Origin of the sequence: Nocardia abscessus (assembly GCF_015477775.1) — a bacterium.
GTDB lineage: Bacteria > Actinomycetota > Actinomycetes > Mycobacteriales > Mycobacteriaceae > Nocardia > Nocardia abscessus_A.
In genome coordinates this window covers 233,670-246,812 of record NZ_JADLQO010000011.1, presented here as the reverse complement: position 1 = coordinate 246,812, position 13,143 = coordinate 233,670, and the positions used below count along the sequence as shown (strand labels likewise).

The 13,143-nt window shown below is 68.5% G+C and carries 17 protein-coding genes; 9 read left to right on the top strand and 8 right to left on the bottom strand.

The window, feature by feature from the left end; translation table 11 throughout:
• The first annotated feature begins 41 nt into the window (after positions 1–41).
• The 4 genes from IU450_RS26185 to IU450_RS40050 all read left to right on the top strand — a co-directional run bounded on the left by IU450_RS26185 (position 42) and on the right by IU450_RS40050 (position 1,900).
• Positions 42–710, top strand: a complete 669-nt coding sequence (locus IU450_RS26185; RefSeq protein ID WP_195152395.1) for a TetR/AcrR family transcriptional regulator — start codon at positions 42–44, stop codon at positions 708–710.
• A 193-nt stretch (positions 711–903) separates the two neighbouring features.
• Positions 904–1,188 carry a MarR family transcriptional regulator gene (locus tag IU450_RS26180; RefSeq protein WP_195152394.1) on the top strand — a complete coding sequence of 95 codons (285 nt, stop codon included), beginning with the start codon at positions 904–906 and terminating at the stop codon, positions 1,186–1,188.
• Between the two features lie 2 nt (positions 1,189–1,190).
• Positions 1,191–1,511 (top strand): hypothetical protein, encoded by a 321-nt coding sequence (locus IU450_RS40055; RefSeq protein WP_228835120.1) that lies wholly within the window; start codon positions 1,191–1,193, stop codon positions 1,509–1,511.
• A gap of 176 nt (positions 1,512–1,687) precedes the next feature.
• Positions 1,688–1,900 carry an EamA family transporter gene (locus IU450_RS40050; protein ID WP_324197827.1) on the top strand — a complete coding sequence of 71 codons (213 nt, stop codon included), beginning with the start codon at positions 1,688–1,690 and terminating at the stop codon, positions 1,898–1,900.
• A 51-nt stretch (positions 1,901–1,951) separates the two neighbouring features.
• Here IU450_RS40050 and IU450_RS26170 read toward each other — a convergent pair whose 3' ends face one another.
• From IU450_RS26170 to IU450_RS26155, 4 genes are all read right to left on the bottom strand, one after another.
• Positions 1,952–2,629 (bottom strand): PAS and ANTAR domain-containing protein, encoded by a 678-nt coding sequence (locus IU450_RS26170; RefSeq protein ID WP_195152450.1) that lies wholly within the window; start codon positions 2,627–2,629, stop codon positions 1,952–1,954.
• A gap of 224 nt (positions 2,630–2,853) precedes the next feature.
• Positions 2,854–3,120, bottom strand: a complete 267-nt coding sequence (locus tag IU450_RS26165) for a hypothetical protein (RefSeq protein WP_195152393.1) — start codon at positions 3,118–3,120, stop codon at positions 2,854–2,856.
• 36 nt (positions 3,121–3,156) lie between these two features.
• Positions 3,157–3,579, bottom strand: a complete 423-nt coding sequence (locus IU450_RS26160) for an Hsp20/alpha crystallin family protein (protein WP_195152392.1) — start codon at positions 3,577–3,579, stop codon at positions 3,157–3,159.
• Between the two features lie 449 nt (positions 3,580–4,028).
• A complete protein-coding gene (locus IU450_RS26155; protein ID WP_195152391.1) occupies positions 4,029–4,376 on the bottom strand; it encodes a winged helix-turn-helix transcriptional regulator in 348 nt (115 codons plus the stop codon).
• 90 nt (positions 4,377–4,466) lie between these two features.
• On the opposite strand from IU450_RS26155, the gene IU450_RS26150 reads away from it, so the two are divergent.
• Entirely contained in the window at positions 4,467–5,036 is a 570-nt protein-coding gene (locus IU450_RS26150; protein WP_195152390.1) for a carboxymuconolactone decarboxylase family protein, read from the top strand.
• A gap of 84 nt (positions 5,037–5,120) precedes the next feature.
• Here IU450_RS26150 and IU450_RS26145 read toward each other — a convergent pair whose 3' ends face one another.
• Positions 5,121–5,762 (bottom strand): hypothetical protein, encoded by a 642-nt coding sequence (locus IU450_RS26145; RefSeq protein WP_195152389.1) that lies wholly within the window; start codon positions 5,760–5,762, stop codon positions 5,121–5,123.
• A 396-nt stretch (positions 5,763–6,158) separates the two neighbouring features.
• Between IU450_RS26145 and IU450_RS26140 the strand changes: the two genes are divergently transcribed.
• The 3 genes from IU450_RS26140 (at position 6,159) to IU450_RS26130 (ending at position 8,503) form a co-directional block, all read left to right on the top strand.
• Positions 6,159–6,386, top strand: coding sequence for a hypothetical protein (locus tag IU450_RS26140; RefSeq protein WP_195152455.1), 228 nt, complete (start codon positions 6,159–6,161; stop codon positions 6,384–6,386).
• A gap of 87 nt (positions 6,387–6,473) precedes the next feature.
• The gene (locus tag IU450_RS26135; RefSeq protein WP_228835118.1) at positions 6,474–7,181 is read left to right on the top strand and encodes an alpha/beta fold hydrolase; all 708 of its coding nucleotides are present in this window, start codon (positions 6,474–6,476) and stop codon (positions 7,179–7,181) included.
• Positions 7,182–7,666: 485 nt separating this feature from the next.
• A complete protein-coding gene (locus IU450_RS26130; protein ID WP_195152388.1) occupies positions 7,667–8,503 on the top strand; it encodes a winged helix-turn-helix transcriptional regulator in 837 nt (278 codons plus the stop codon).
• A 103-nt stretch (positions 8,504–8,606) separates the two neighbouring features.
• Here the strand turns inward: IU450_RS26130 and IU450_RS26125 are convergent, their stop codons facing one another.
• The 3 genes from IU450_RS26125 to IU450_RS26115 all read right to left on the bottom strand — a co-directional run bounded on the left by IU450_RS26125 (position 8,607) and on the right by IU450_RS26115 (position 12,727).
• Positions 8,607–9,914, bottom strand: a complete 1,308-nt coding sequence (locus IU450_RS26125; protein WP_195152387.1) for a glycosyltransferase 87 family protein — start codon at positions 9,912–9,914, stop codon at positions 8,607–8,609.
• A gap of 168 nt (positions 9,915–10,082) precedes the next feature.
• Entirely contained in the window at positions 10,083–11,561 is a 1,479-nt protein-coding gene (locus tag IU450_RS26120) for a metallophosphoesterase (RefSeq protein ID WP_195152386.1), read from the bottom strand.
• 230 nt (positions 11,562–11,791) lie between these two features.
• Entirely contained in the window at positions 11,792–12,727 is a 936-nt protein-coding gene (locus IU450_RS26115) for a helix-turn-helix domain-containing protein (protein ID WP_195152385.1), read from the bottom strand.
• Positions 12,728–12,798: 71 nt separating this feature from the next.
• Here IU450_RS26115 and IU450_RS26110 point away from each other — a divergent pair, with 71 nt between their 5' ends.
• Positions 12,799–13,134 (top strand): cupin domain-containing protein, encoded by a 336-nt coding sequence (locus IU450_RS26110; RefSeq protein ID WP_195152384.1) that lies wholly within the window; start codon positions 12,799–12,801, stop codon positions 13,132–13,134.
• Positions 13,135–13,143 lie beyond the last annotated feature (9 nt).

Sequence of the window (13,143 nt, the reverse complement as noted above, 5' to 3'; positions counted from 1 at the left end):
ATCGGACAGCTTGTCAATCGAAATATGGGAGGATGAGCCGCATGACCAAGCGCAAGTACGACCAGGCCGCGCGGGCGGAGGCTGCGGTCCAGACCCGGCGCCGCATCCTGGACGCCGTCGCCGGCCAGCTCCGTGAGGCGCCGACCGAGCCGTTGAGCCTGGACAAAGTCGCCAAGGCCGCCGGCGTGTCACGGTCGACGATCTATGTGGACTTCGGTTCCCGCGCCGGCCTTTTCGACGCGTTCGTCGCGGATCTGTCCAGCCGCACCGGCTTGCGGGAGCTCACCGCGGCCGTCGACTCGGCCGACGCGCGCGCACACCTGCGCGGCGCGATAGCCGCCGCGAGTCGCATGAAGGCCCGTGACCTCGAGATCTATCGCGTGCTGCACGCCATGGACCGCCTCGATCCGTCCTCGGCCGCCGAAGCGGTGCGGGCAATGGAGGAGGATCGCCGAGGAGGCGTCGCCCACCTGGCGCATCGACTCGCCGCGGCGAACATTCTGCGCGAGGACGTTTCGACGGAATGGGCGACCGACGTGCTGTGGGCGCTGACGAGTTTCGAAAGCCTGGATCTGCTCGTGACCGGTCGCGGCCTGCCCGTCGAGGAGGCGATCGAGCGGCTGACCGTGACCGCCGAGCGGACGCTGTGCCGCCCCGCAGAGTCCGGAGAATCCGGTCGCCCAGCACGGGGCGCGACATCGCCGCCATGAGGCAGGCTCGCCCAGTTCGGCCGGGTTCTGCGATCGGCCTCGCAGGCCGAGGTCCGGGTAAGCACGGGGCATCCACGAAGCCGTGCGGCCCCTCGCCCATTTCACCGATGCCAGCAGCGCGTCAGATAGACGCCGCCTGGATTGCGAGGCACGGCATTGACATCCACCCCGGGCGCGATCTTATGCATGAGTCATGCATAACGAGCGATTGGTGAACCTGTTGGGGGCGGCGGCGCTCGCGATCAACGCCGTGATGCTCGCTCGGGTACACGACGCCGGTGCCGTCAGCATCAGCGGCGCGGGCGCTCTGGTGACGCTGGCGGTTTCGCCGGGAATCAGCGTGACGGAGTTGGGGAAGCGCGTCGGCTCGAGTCAGTCCGCGGCTGCCCGGCTGTTGTGCCGGCTGTGCGATCGTGGCTGCTGTACCCGATCCGCGGTGTGTCCGGTGGGTCAGGCCGAGCGGGACCGGACAGCCTGATCATGGCCCCGCTTCTGGCGCTGGTCTCCGCGTTGAGCTACGGCCTGTCGGATTTCTCGGGTGGAGTCGCCTCCCGCCGCATCGGATTCGGCCGTGTTGCCCTGCTCGGGCAGCTCGGTGGGCTGGCCGCAACCGTCCTCGCCGGGCTGCTGGTCTCCCGCACCGCGCCCGATCCGGCCGATCTCGGCTGGGGAGCGCTGTCCGGCGTGGGAACCGGTATCGCGTGGGCCGGGATCGCGGTTGCCTTGCCGGCCCTCTGGCTCGTCGCGGGGGCACCACCGGTTCCGATCCGGGCACCGGCGCCGGGGTCGGCGATGGACTGAGTCGGCATCGCCGTGCAGTACCTCGCGTTGGCTCAGGCCACGCCCGACTCCGGTATCTGGCCGGTGACCGCAGGCCGGGCAGCGGCCGTCGTTCTCGTCGCTCTGGTCGTCTGGAAGCTCGCATCCGGATCCGGGGAAGCGCCACGGCCCGGCGACATAGGGACGGGTTCACCGCCGTGTGCTCCGGCATCCTCGCCGCCGCCGCGCTGGTGTCCTACCTCTTCGCCACGCGGACCGAGCACCTGGCCGTGGCGGTCGTCTTGTCTTCGCTCTACCCGATCGTCCCGGTGATACTGAGCGTGTCCGCGCTGAAGGAACAATTGCGCCGGAGTCAGATCGTCGGCCTGATCGCCGCGCTCGGGGCCAGCACTGTCATCGCCACATCCTGACCCGCACACATGCGGTAGGGCACCCGCGCCCGCGCGAATCAGGCCCGGTGGCTAAGTCCGATCCGGTCGTTCGTGGACGGTCAGCAGCAGATGGTCGAATTGGGTGCGCTGCCGAACCGGCCCGCCACCCAAAGCCACCACCGCGCCGACGAGTTTCGCCGCCAGATCGCGAAGTTTGGTGTTGGTTTCCTGGGAGCGCCACTGCAACACCCCGAACGCCTGCTCGGCGTTGAGGCCGTACACGAACATCAGGATGCCTTTGGCCTGCTCGATGACCTCACGTGCGGCCACGACTTCCGGCAGGGTCTCCTGCAGCACCCTTTGCCGGTTCTCGTCGAGCCGACCGGTGAGATCGACGTAATAGCCGGTGGTCCCCACCGTCGCACCGGTGGAGTCGTGCAACCGATCTCCCACCACCAGCACGTGATGCACCCGGCCGGCCACATCGATGATGCGGTGACGACTGCAGAACGGCTCCCCCGTCCGCACCGCCGTGGCCAGCGTTTCCGCTACCGTGGCACGGTCATCCGGGTGCTTGTGCGCGAGCAGCAGCTCCGTAGTGGGTTCCACCGTTCCCGGTGCGTACCCGTGCAACTTCGCGACCTGATCCGACCATTCCCACCGCTGGTCGGCAAACCAGAATCGGAAGCTCCCGATGGTCTCCAGCCCTTGCCTGCCGTTGCCGTCACTCCGCGCCGGGCTTCCGTTGCCGAGATCCTCTGTCTTCATCGCAACCCGGGCATCCACTCCCCGAGACTCACCGACGACAAGATCTCGCGTGCCCGCCGGCCGAAGGGCGTGGGTGTTCTGGTCGGCGCCGTCGGAGTCGTTGCCGGCCGGGAGCGTGGTCATGGCGGTTCCTCCTCGGACGTGATCATGTGTATTCCGGCGGAAAGGCCGGGTGGGCCCGGAGGACCATGCCGACCGAGCCCACCCGGGTCCGGCGCGGTGGGCTACCAGCGGCACGGCATGCGGGCGGGTGGGCTGCGCTGGGTAGCCGGTACCGGTCGCGGGCGCCGTCCCCGTAACCGGGGAGGCTGCCGCCATCCCGGTCCACCGCGGCTGAGCCCCTCGCCGGGGCGTTGCCGCCACCGCGCCCTTGCCTCGCACAGGATGTCGTCGACCTCGGCGAACAACTCCTCGAGGTCGGGGTCCAGCTCGAGCAGCCGGGCATCCAGCCACGACACCTCGGGCGAGCCCATACCGGTTGTGGTGGTCATCACCGGACCTCCTGGGGGCAACGCGGCCCGAACGGCTCAGGCGTTGATCGCCTGGCGCTGGTGGCCGTGACGGGCGATCTCGATCTTGCGGGGTTTGGCCTTCTCCGCGACCGGGACGATCAAGCGCAGCACCCCGTCGCGGTAGTCGGCGCGGATCTGGTCGGTATCGAGGTTCTCACCCAGGAACAGCCGGCGGCTGAACACACCGCGGGCGCGTTCCGCGGCGATCATCGACCGCCCAGCGTCCAGCTCCGGACGCGAAGCTCGCACGGTGACCACATTGCGTTCGACATCCAGATCCAGCGAGTCCGGGTCGATTCCGGGCAGATCCAACTCCACGAAGAACTCGTCCCCGTCTCGCCAGGCGTCCATCGGCATCACCGCCGGGCGGGCGGGCGCACCGAACACCTGCTGCGTCAAACGATCCAGATCACCGAACGGATCGGTACGCATCAGCATGTCGACACCTCCACTCACTCTTTCTCTCGCGTGTGACTTCAGCTAATCTGTGCCACCTGACACAGATATTATCTAGCACTCTCCATAGAAGAGTGCAAGTGCTCGAGTCAGATAATGTCGGAACCACACGATCGCCGCAGCCACCGCGAAGGGCACCGAACAGCGCGTATGAGGCAGATGGGAAGAGCGCCCGCTACCCGGACTACAACTGGTCGATGCGCAGGCCGCATGAGCACACTCGGCGGACACATCGCCGGAGTCAGGTGCCGCCACCATCTCGACTGCGCTGCCGCCGACCCGCATGGGGCAACCGCCTTCCACATCCCCACAGCCGCCGACGTCGGAACGTCGAGCCGGGCAGCGTGCCGCGTCCGATCGAATGCCGCCGACGAGCTCACACTTGCGCCCTGCCGCGACTGATCAGCACGGCGGGGTTGCCCGTCACACGCCTAGGAGTCACCCCAGCGCTGGGCCCAAACCTGCAGTGGCGCAAGGGACGCGAGTAGGTCGCGGCCATCGGAGCTCAGCCGGTAACCATCGGCATCGGTCTCCACGATGCCGGCCGCCCGGAGCTCCCGTAGCCGATCGTTGAGAACGCTGGCGGACACTCCACCCGTCCGGGTTTGCAACTCACGGAAGGTTGCGCTCGCGCCGTCGCGCAGTTCCCACAGCACGCGCAGGGCCCAGCGCCTGCCCAGCAGATCCAGCAGCACCATGATCGGGCGGCCGGAGCGGGACCCTCGGACGGGTTCACCGACCGAGGGAGGCTTGTCCGCTTCGAATTCCGAAGCTACCATTCGAGTGCGTCCTTGCTCTGCTTTTCGAAGCAACCGGGCGATCTTAGCAAAACGGTTCGCCGGCTCGACCGAAGCACGAGGTTCTCACCGATGACCACCGCACCGCGCATCGCCCCACTCCACCCGCCATACGCACCGGAGATCGACGCCCAACTGCGAAAGTGGATGCCGAAGGAGACCGCGCTCGATCCGCTGATTCTGTTCCGAACCCTGGCCGTGCACGATGAGCTCTTCTCGCGGATGCGTCCACTCGGGGCAGGCATCCTCGGCCACGGCCGGGTGCCCCCGCGTGATCGCGAGATCGTCATCCACCGCACCTGCGCCAGAGCGGACGCGGAGTACGAATGGGGCGTCCACGCCGTGATCCAAGGGCCCGAGGTCGGTCTGACCACCGCCCAAATCGACGCTGCCGCAACCGGGCCCGCCGACGATCCCGCATGGACCGAGGCGGACACCGTCCTTGTGCGCATGACGGACGAACTCTACGACGCCGCCGACATCTCCGACGAAGTCTGGTCGCTACTGGCCGAACGCTACGCGAACGACCAGATCCTCGAGCTGATCATCACGGCAGGTTGGTATCGCCTGCTCAGCACCGTGATCACCAGCGCGCGCATCGAACACGAACCGTGGGCCCGCCGCTTTCCCGCCCGGGAGTGACGGCAGGGGTACCGACACCCGTGAGCGTGACCGACCTAGTCACCACGGCGTCCGTGGTAGCCGACTCGAAACGGCAGTAGCGCGTCATTTCCGGTATTCGGTCGACTTCGCACCGGGTTTTCTCGACAAGCCCTGCACTTCTGCGCCGGTGAGCGCGGCGAGCAGCACAGCCTCACCGACATTGCCGAGCGGCGCAACGGCCACGGCCGCCGCGGACGCGAGCAGCAGCAGCACGGTTCCGAGCAACGGCGACCGGCGGCCTTCCCTGCGCCACAACACGATTCCGGCGGCCATCAACACGGCGGTCACCACGAGCGCGGGTACCGGAGGGGCAGGGGATTCGGCCGTATAACGAAGGGTGTCGGCGAACCGGCGAGGTACGAGTCGCAGGTGAGGCAGTTCCGCGAGCACGCCCCATGCCACCAATGCCAGGGTGAGCGCCAACGCCGACCGGCGCCACCGCGGACTCGCGCCGGTGCGGTCGGCCGCCCAGAGGACCAGCAGCGGAGTCAACAGGGCGTGGCCGACGAATCGGCCGAAACTCGAGGCGTGCAGCAACGGCCCCTCCCCCAGCATCGCTCCGAGCCCGACGACCGCCGAGTCGTAAGCCAGTCCGATACCCACCAAGCCCAGCAACCAGATCCGGGCGATGCGCGTGGTACGAGCCCACAACAGGAACACGCAGGCCAGCTGGATACAGGCGGTCAGTAGAAGGACAGCGGACACCATAACGATCTGGAGAGTACCCAGGCATCGGGCAACTGGCGCGGGAGGGCGGCGTGATCACCAGGGCTCGGGTCGTGGACGACGGCGATCTCGTCACCACCGGCGACGTCACCTTCGGCCTGCATCTCGCCCTGTGATTGATGCAGCGGGATTCGGGTTCGGCGGCCGTATCACCGATATGCTCGGTCGGTGCCGAACGATCCACACGTGCCCGGCCCCGGCTTCGGGCCGCGTCCGTCGAGCCCACCACCCCTGCCGAGTCGGCAACCGCCGCAGCTGGACCAATTCGGGCGGCCCTCGAATCAGCCGCCACAGTTCCACGACGGTTCGCCCTCAGCGTGGCCCCAGCATCCGCCGAACGCTTCCGTGGTGCCCTCCAAGGGATTCGGGTTCGCCGTGATCGCCTTGATTCTCGGTGTTGCCGCGTTGGTCGTCCCCTTTCTCCCGATCGACCTATCGGAGGTTCGGCAGTACGGGGCATATGTGTTCGCGCTGCCCGGACTCGTCTTCGGCATTGTCGGCTGCACCGGGGCACGCAGAGGCAAGGCAGTGGCGATCACCGGCTCGGTATTCTGCGTACTGGCGCTGGGGATTTGGATGGTATCCGCTGCTGTGCAGCTGTGACCGGCGCCCTGCGCCGTCCGGGAAGGTGCTGGTCGACTCCGCAGAACCAACTCGGCTTCACTGCGACCAGAGGGTGAAATGCGATCGATGATGGTGCCCGCCGATGACGGGACTTTGCTGCACGTCGGTGTCACGGGACAGGGGCCGGATGTCGTGGTTCTGTCGGGTGGACCGGGCTGCGTCCACTACCTCGAGGATGACCGGCTGGCACCTCGCGGAATGCGGGCCTGGTACCCGGAACCGAGAGGTGTCGGACGCTCCGGCGGCGGGCCGCACGACCTCGGTCGGGCAGTCGCCGATCTCGAAGCGGTGCGGCGAGCCGGGGGGATCGACAGCTGGGTGGTGCTCGGCCATTCTTGGGGCTCGGACCTGGCGGTGCGTTACGCGTTGGATCATCCCGACCGAGTCGGATCCGTGGTCGGCGTGGCAGGACACGGACTCCACAAGGACCGCACCTGGTCCCAGGCGTACGAGTCCTCGCGGCACCTGGAAACCGACGTCGAGATCGCTTGGGCAGCGGACGTTCACGCCGCACTGGGCGCGTCGTTCGTGCAGTGGATCCACGAACCCGACGTGCTCCGCCGACTGGCCGACTCCGACGTCGCCATGACGTTCATCGCCCCGCAGCACGACATCCGCCCGTCCTGGCCACTGCGGCAGCTCGCCGCCTTGGTCCCGCACGGCAGGTTCGAGGAGGTACCCGGAGTCGCGCACAACCTGTGGTCGACCGATCCGCAGGTGTGGGTAGAGGTCGTCACGAGAGCATGCACGGCGACGACACCACCGAAGTCGTAGTTCGGTGGCGCCGCATGCCAGACTGCCGGTTCCCCGGTACCCGACGTGGACTGGTCTACCTGGCAGCAGCCGTCGAATCCGGCCCTGTCCCGGTTGACCCGAGACCTCACCGGCTGGCTGCGCGCAGCGCTGTAGGTGTCTCAGCCGTCTGGACAACGGGTCAGGGCTGCTTGACGGCATGGAGAACTCGCAGGCCGCCGGGACCGATGTCGTCGTGGACGATGCTCAGGCCCGCCGTGCGGCACTGAGCGGCCACCACCGGTGCGGCAGCCGGAGTTTGGGGTAGCGGCCGGTCGTCAGGGTCCAGGTATCGTCACGCCGCTCGTGCAGCAGGTCGTGAACCAGGACGGTGTCCTCATCGATGTAGTCAGCTTGCCGGAGCAGTAGCTTGAGTGGCCGGTCCAAAGATCGGACTGGGGTAGGCGCATGCGACAGGGAATCGAATACTGCCCGGTGTCGGCGGGGGTCGACGTGATCGGCGACCGGTGGACACTTCTGCTCTGCTGGTGCGTGAACTGCTGCTCGGCTCGCGCCGGTGCAACGACATCCATCGCGGCTTGCCAGGGATCAGCCGAACGTTGCTGTCGGCACGACTGCGCCGGCTGCAGGTCAACGGGTTGGTGGCACGCGTACCCGACGAGGAGGACCGGCCCGAGTACCGGCTCACACCCGCCGGGGCTGCCTTGGAACCCCTGGTGCGGCAGTTCGGGGATTGGGCGCGTCGCTGGTGCTTCGGCGACCCCGAACGCGAGCAACTCGACACCGCCCGGGCGCTGTGGCGGCTGCGGCAGTTCGTGCGCCGCGACCGGCTGCCCGCTCGCCGCGTGGTCGTCGAGTTCGTTCTGCACGATGCGGGCGAGGAACGCGCCTGGCTCGTACTCGCGCCCGAAGAAGCCAGCGCCTGCCATCGGCACCCCGGATACGACACCGACGTCTGGGTCACCACCGATCTGGCGGAGTTGCACCGATTGGTGGCGGGGACCTCGACTATCGCCACCGCCCTGGGCTCGGGCCGGGTCAATGTCGACGGGGGCCCGAACTCGTCACCGGCTTCCCGGACTGGTTCGCCTGGCGTGCACCGGAATCCGGCGCACGCAACGCCTCGGTCACCTCACCCGGCAACTAGGAACCCGACCCAGCCTCGACCGGCCGACGCTCCACTCGGCGTGTCGCCGGACGGAATTGTACTCGTGCCACTGTCACGCCCCCTCCCATCGCGGACCGTTGCCACACCGGCGCGGTTGGTCGATGCTCGGATCCCCCCGGGATTGTCGGGCTCCTACCGAGGCGCGTCAACGTCGCGCCGCGATGACTCGGGCTGAGGGATTCGATCCCGCCCGATTCCGCCACCCGCGCCGAGTCCTGGGCTTTCCTGCGTCGATTCGCCGCCGTCCACGTCGGAGGCCACCCAGCCGACGCACCCCGCTACAAGGTCGTGGCCCGCGCCGTGGTCGTCGCCGAAGTCGCCGAGACGATCCTCGACGCCGAGAACAACGCATGGCCCCGCGATCCCGGGCGCGTCTGGTCGGCATTCGGCATTTCCGCGTATGCGCGAGAGGTTCGAGACCTGTGGCGGCACAGCAGCACAACCGACCACACCGTCGCCCAGAGCAGCATTCCATTGCGCACGGTCAGAACGATTACCCCAGGCCAGCTTCCGGTGGCCACCCGGTCGTAGAGGAACGGGAATTCCACCTGACTCACCAGCGCTGTCGCCAGTACCAGTCCCAGCACGGGCCGCTGCGTGGTATGCGAGTCGAGCGCGCAGACAGAGGCCACCGCCACTGCCCACACCAGGTATTGCGGGCTGAGTACCCTGCTGGTCGCCAACGCGAGCAGCGCCGCGGCCAGTACCAGATCCGCGGCCGGTGGCCGCATGCGCCACCAGATGACCAGCAACACCGCGCCGCCGAGGACCGTGGCCGCCACGCATCCCCGGGCCACGGCGGACACCGCGGGCCCGGACAACTCCTCGGCCCCGTAACGATGCACGATGGTCCAGCCGCCGTTCACCAACCGAGCGATCAACAGCGGTGTGGCAGCGGGTGATTCGATCTGCAACCCACGCTGGGACTGGAACCGCAGGAAAGACCACGCACCCGGACCCAGCGCTGTCAATACCATGGTCGCCGTCGCACCGACACACGCCATCACGGCGCTCATCCGCCACAGTGCTCGCCGACGCAACCCCAGCACGACCACCACCGGCCACAGTTTGAGCAACGCCCCCGCGGCAGCGGCCGCACCGGCCGCCGCCGGACGGCGCATCGACCACAGCAGCGCCGCGACCGCGGTGGCGGCCACGATCAGATCGAATCGGCCGTAACAGACCCGGCCCAGCAATGCCACCCCCACCGTCCACAGCCACGGACCGGCCTGCGCTGTCTCCCAGCCGTCGCGCCGGGCGGCCCGGATCAGCAAGCCCAGTACGGCCGCGTCCGCCGCGGCGACCAGCGCGAAGAATATCCAGTTGTAGCCGAGCCCGCCGCCGAGCAGCCAGGGCGCCACCAGCAATGCACCCGCTCCGGGCGGGTACTGCCACCGCTCGTCGTCCAGCGGGAAAGCGTTCTGGTACACGATGAACTCGGCCCATCCGCGGTACAGGGTCAAGTCCGCGGCCGAGGCATCCCAGATGCTGTGCGGCAGGACCGTCACTCCGGTGAACACCACCATCAACATCCGGGTGACCACCCACACCAACCACAGCCTCGATACCGACGACAGCCCGCGCACAAGGCCGCAGCCTATCCACCGCGATACTCGACCCGCACATGATGCAGGCACCCCCTGTTCGGCGCGCAGTCGCCCGCGACCCGGCATGCCGACTCGGACAACGAAATCAGCGGAATGACGAGACGTGACGCGGTGTGAAATCGATGGACGGACGAAGGGCTGAGCCTGTCATCGCTGGGCCGCGCTGTGCAGTCCACGATGCCGGACCCGACGGGCCGCATGAGGAGCTCTGCGCGACTGAGGTATCCGCTCGATTCCCGACAGATCGCGACGCACCACATGGTTCCGGTCGGCGAGTGATCCCAGGCTGTAGCGTGACTGCAGCCCGAACAGCTGGGTTCGGGTACGGGCGCTCCAGCGCCGAGCGGCTGCCGTGCGAGTGGTCTGGAAGGTGACCATGTACCCGCCCTCGTAAAGGCGCAGCAGCGAGTAACCAGCGGGGTATTCCTTGATCGAGGCCACCTCCAGGAACTCGACCGGAACGGGGGTGTCCGGGCGCGTACGTCGATTGCGGTGCGTATGCCCGCTGTGGTGCAGGAACACCCCTGGGGAACGCCCGTACAGTTGGTGCACGATCGCCGCGTCCCGCCGGTTGAGCACGAAGCCGGGGCCGCCGAGATTGCCCATCCCGGACTCTCGAGTCACCGGGTGGTGGCCGAAAATCAGGGTCGGCTGGTCCGGCTCGTCGCGCAGCAGGGCGCGCAGGCGAGACATCTGCTCGGCGTCGATGCGCCCGCCGGAGCCGTCGAGATCCGTGGTGTCCAGACCGATCACGCGCAGTCCGGCCAAGTCGTAGCTGTACAGTCGCTGCCGGGGCAGGAAATGCGCGCCCCAGCAATCGTGGTGCGCGGTCCCCGCCAGTCGCGGGCCCGCCTGCCAGTCGGCGCCGACTCGCGGGCGGTCGTGATTGCCGCGGCACACCAACAGGTCTCGGCCGAGGTGGCCCCAATTGTCGAGGCGGCGCCGCAGATTACGACATTCGCTCGGCGTTCCGTCACTGGTGAGGTCGCCTGCCAGCACCAGGTGGTCGACGTCGCGATCCGGCTCGCGCACGTCGGTCAGCAGCGCGTCCAGCATCACCTCCGGATACGGGGCCATTCCCGGCTCCCGCCGCACACCGGTCGGCAGCGCAGCCACGATCTGACCGCTTACCTCCTCGCCGAAGTGCAAGTCGTTGGCCAGCGCGAGAGTGCGCAATAGCCGGCCTGGCGGCGGGGTGAGCGTGCGGAACTCGTGTCGATGCTCGTCATTCCACCAGCGCGTCGTCGAACCGGACACGGCCCGCACGCCTCCCGAGCGTGCCTCCAACCGGTACGGTCGGCCGGGTTCGAGCCCGGTGACTTCGACGTAGTGGAAGGCGGTCGGTGTGGCATCGGAGTGGACGACCGGCAGCGGCCGACGCGAATCCGCGGGTCCGAGTGCGAGTTCGGTGTCCGCCGCGACCGGCCGCCACCGCCCGATCGGATCGGCCGCGGCGGTCGTCCAACTCACCGCCACCGATCGATCGCTCACCGTGATGATCTCCAGATCACTGGCTGTCATCGCCAACGATCGGGTTGCCAGCAGCGCGAATCCGCCTACTGGAAGCGCGGCCGCTGCGGCGAGCGCGGTGAGCACGGTCCTGCGGGATGGATCGTGGTGAACCATCGCAACCCCTGACGTCGGTCTCGCCGATGCATCGGCGGACTCGACGCTATCCAGGCAACCGTGCCGTCCCGTGAACAACGGTTGAGCGGCGCCGGTCGGTTGGCCGCCGGTTTCCTGAATAGGCCGCTGTCCACGTCAACCGCAGTTCACGGTCCATTCGATCGGGATCGCTGCGCTCGACGCCCACCGCTGATCGCGCTCGGCGTGGCCGCTCCGGCCGCCTCCGTGCGTCACGACACCCGGAACGCTCGCCGGTAGGCGCCCGGCGTCGTGCCCACCTGGGTACGGAAGCGGCGGCGCAGGTTGACCGCGGAGGTGAGGCCCACGCGGACCGCGATCGCCTCCACCGGCAGGTCCGTCTCCTCCAGCAAGGTGCGTGCCTCGGCCACCCGGCGCGACAGCAGCCACGCGCCGGGGCTGGTGCCGAGCTGATCGGCGAAGCGCCGGGCCAGCGTGCGGGGTGAGACGCTGAGCTGCGCGGCGAGATCGTCTACCGACAGCGGTGTCCCCAGGCGCGCGCTCGCCCATTCGAGCAGTCCGTCCAGCGCGTCCGCGGGCGGTGGTGGCGGCGCGTACTGCGCCTGCCCGCCCTCGCGGTGTGGTGGCATGACCATGTGCCGTGCGATGAGCGCGGCATGTGCGGCACCGTGGTCCTGCCGGACGAGGTGCAGGCACAGGTCGATGCCCGCGCCGGCTCCTGCGCTCGTCGCGACGTCGCCGTGATCCACGTAGAGCACGTCCGGCTCCACGCGCACCTGGGGGAACTCTCGCTCCAGCTGTGCGGCGCGAGCCCAATGCGTTGTCGCCGAGCGGCCGTCCAGCAGCCCCGTGCGGGCCAGCGCGAACACTCCGGAGCAGATCGTGACGAGCCGCGCACCGCGGGCGTGCGCCCGCAGCAGCGCACGGCGCACGGGGGCCGAGAGCGGCGCCTCCACCGGCGCCCAACCCGGGATGAGCACGGTGTCCGCGGAATCGAGCGCCGAGAGGCCCTTCGCGACCGAGATCGCATACCCAGCGGTCGTGGGTACCGGGCCGGGCTTCTGCGCGCACACCTCGAACTCGTAGTACTGCGGCAGCCCGGGCCGTTGCGTGCCGAATACCTCGACGGCGCAGCCGAGCTCGAACGTCGACTGCACGGGCCGCACCAGGGCCACCACACGATGCATGGCAGAAAAGTACCCTATGACGTCTTACCGGACACTTTCTCCGGGTGGTCACGCACGGCACCGTGGGAGGCATGCACCCCGAGATCCTCGCCCAGGAGGGCTACACCTCCGTCTCCGTCCAGGAATCCCCGGTCCGCGAACTCTTTCCCGGGATCCGGGTACGTCCGCTCTGGAAAGGTCCGTCCGGGGCACACGCCAACCTGCTGGAAATGGACCCGGGTACCTCGTGGCCGCACCGCGATGTCCACGAGCCCGGCCCGGAGGAGGTCTACGTGGTCGCGGGCACGTTCAACGACGGCGCCCGTGACTATCCGGCCGGGACGTTCCTGCACGCCCCGGCCGGATCGTGGCACGTGCCCGCGACCACCACCGGCTGCACGCTGTTCGTCTTCTATCCGGCGGGCTAGCAGCGCGAT

What these genes read in the sequence shown, in the direction of transcription:
- IU450_RS40055 (WP_228835120.1), top strand. Translation starts at nt 1,191, where the DNA reads ATGGCCCCGCTTCTGGCGCTGGTCTCCGCGTTGAGCTACGGCCTGTCG.
- IU450_RS26155 (WP_195152391.1), bottom strand. Translation starts at nt 4,376, where the DNA reads ATGGTAGCTTCGGAATTCGAAGCGGACAAGCCTCCCTCGGTCGGTGAA.
- IU450_RS26165 (WP_195152393.1), bottom strand. Translation starts at nt 3,120, where the DNA reads ATGACCACCACAACCGGTATGGGCTCGCCCGAGGTGTCGTGGCTGGAT.
- IU450_RS26120 (WP_195152386.1), bottom strand. Translation starts at nt 11,561, where the DNA reads ATGGTTCACCACGATCCATCCCGCAGGACCGTGCTCACCGCGCTCGCC.
- IU450_RS26185 (WP_195152395.1), top strand. Translation starts at nt 42, where the DNA reads ATGACCAAGCGCAAGTACGACCAGGCCGCGCGGGCGGAGGCTGCGGTC.
- IU450_RS26135 (WP_228835118.1), top strand. Translation starts at nt 6,474, where the DNA reads ATGATGGTGCCCGCCGATGACGGGACTTTGCTGCACGTCGGTGTCACG.
- IU450_RS26110 (WP_195152384.1), top strand. Translation starts at nt 12,799, where the DNA reads ATGCACCCCGAGATCCTCGCCCAGGAGGGCTACACCTCCGTCTCCGTC.
- IU450_RS26150 (WP_195152390.1), top strand. Translation starts at nt 4,467, where the DNA reads ATGACCACCGCACCGCGCATCGCCCCACTCCACCCGCCATACGCACCG.
- IU450_RS26170 (WP_195152450.1), bottom strand. Translation starts at nt 2,629, where the DNA reads ATGAAGACAGAGGATCTCGGCAACGGAAGCCCGGCGCGGAGTGACGGC.
- IU450_RS26180 (WP_195152394.1), top strand. Translation starts at nt 904, where the DNA reads ATGCATAACGAGCGATTGGTGAACCTGTTGGGGGCGGCGGCGCTCGCG.
- IU450_RS26115 (WP_195152385.1), bottom strand. Translation starts at nt 12,727, where the DNA reads ATGCATCGTGTGGTGGCCCTGGTGCGGCCCGTGCAGTCGACGTTCGAG.
- IU450_RS26160 (WP_195152392.1), bottom strand. Translation starts at nt 3,579, where the DNA reads ATGCTGATGCGTACCGATCCGTTCGGTGATCTGGATCGTTTGACGCAG.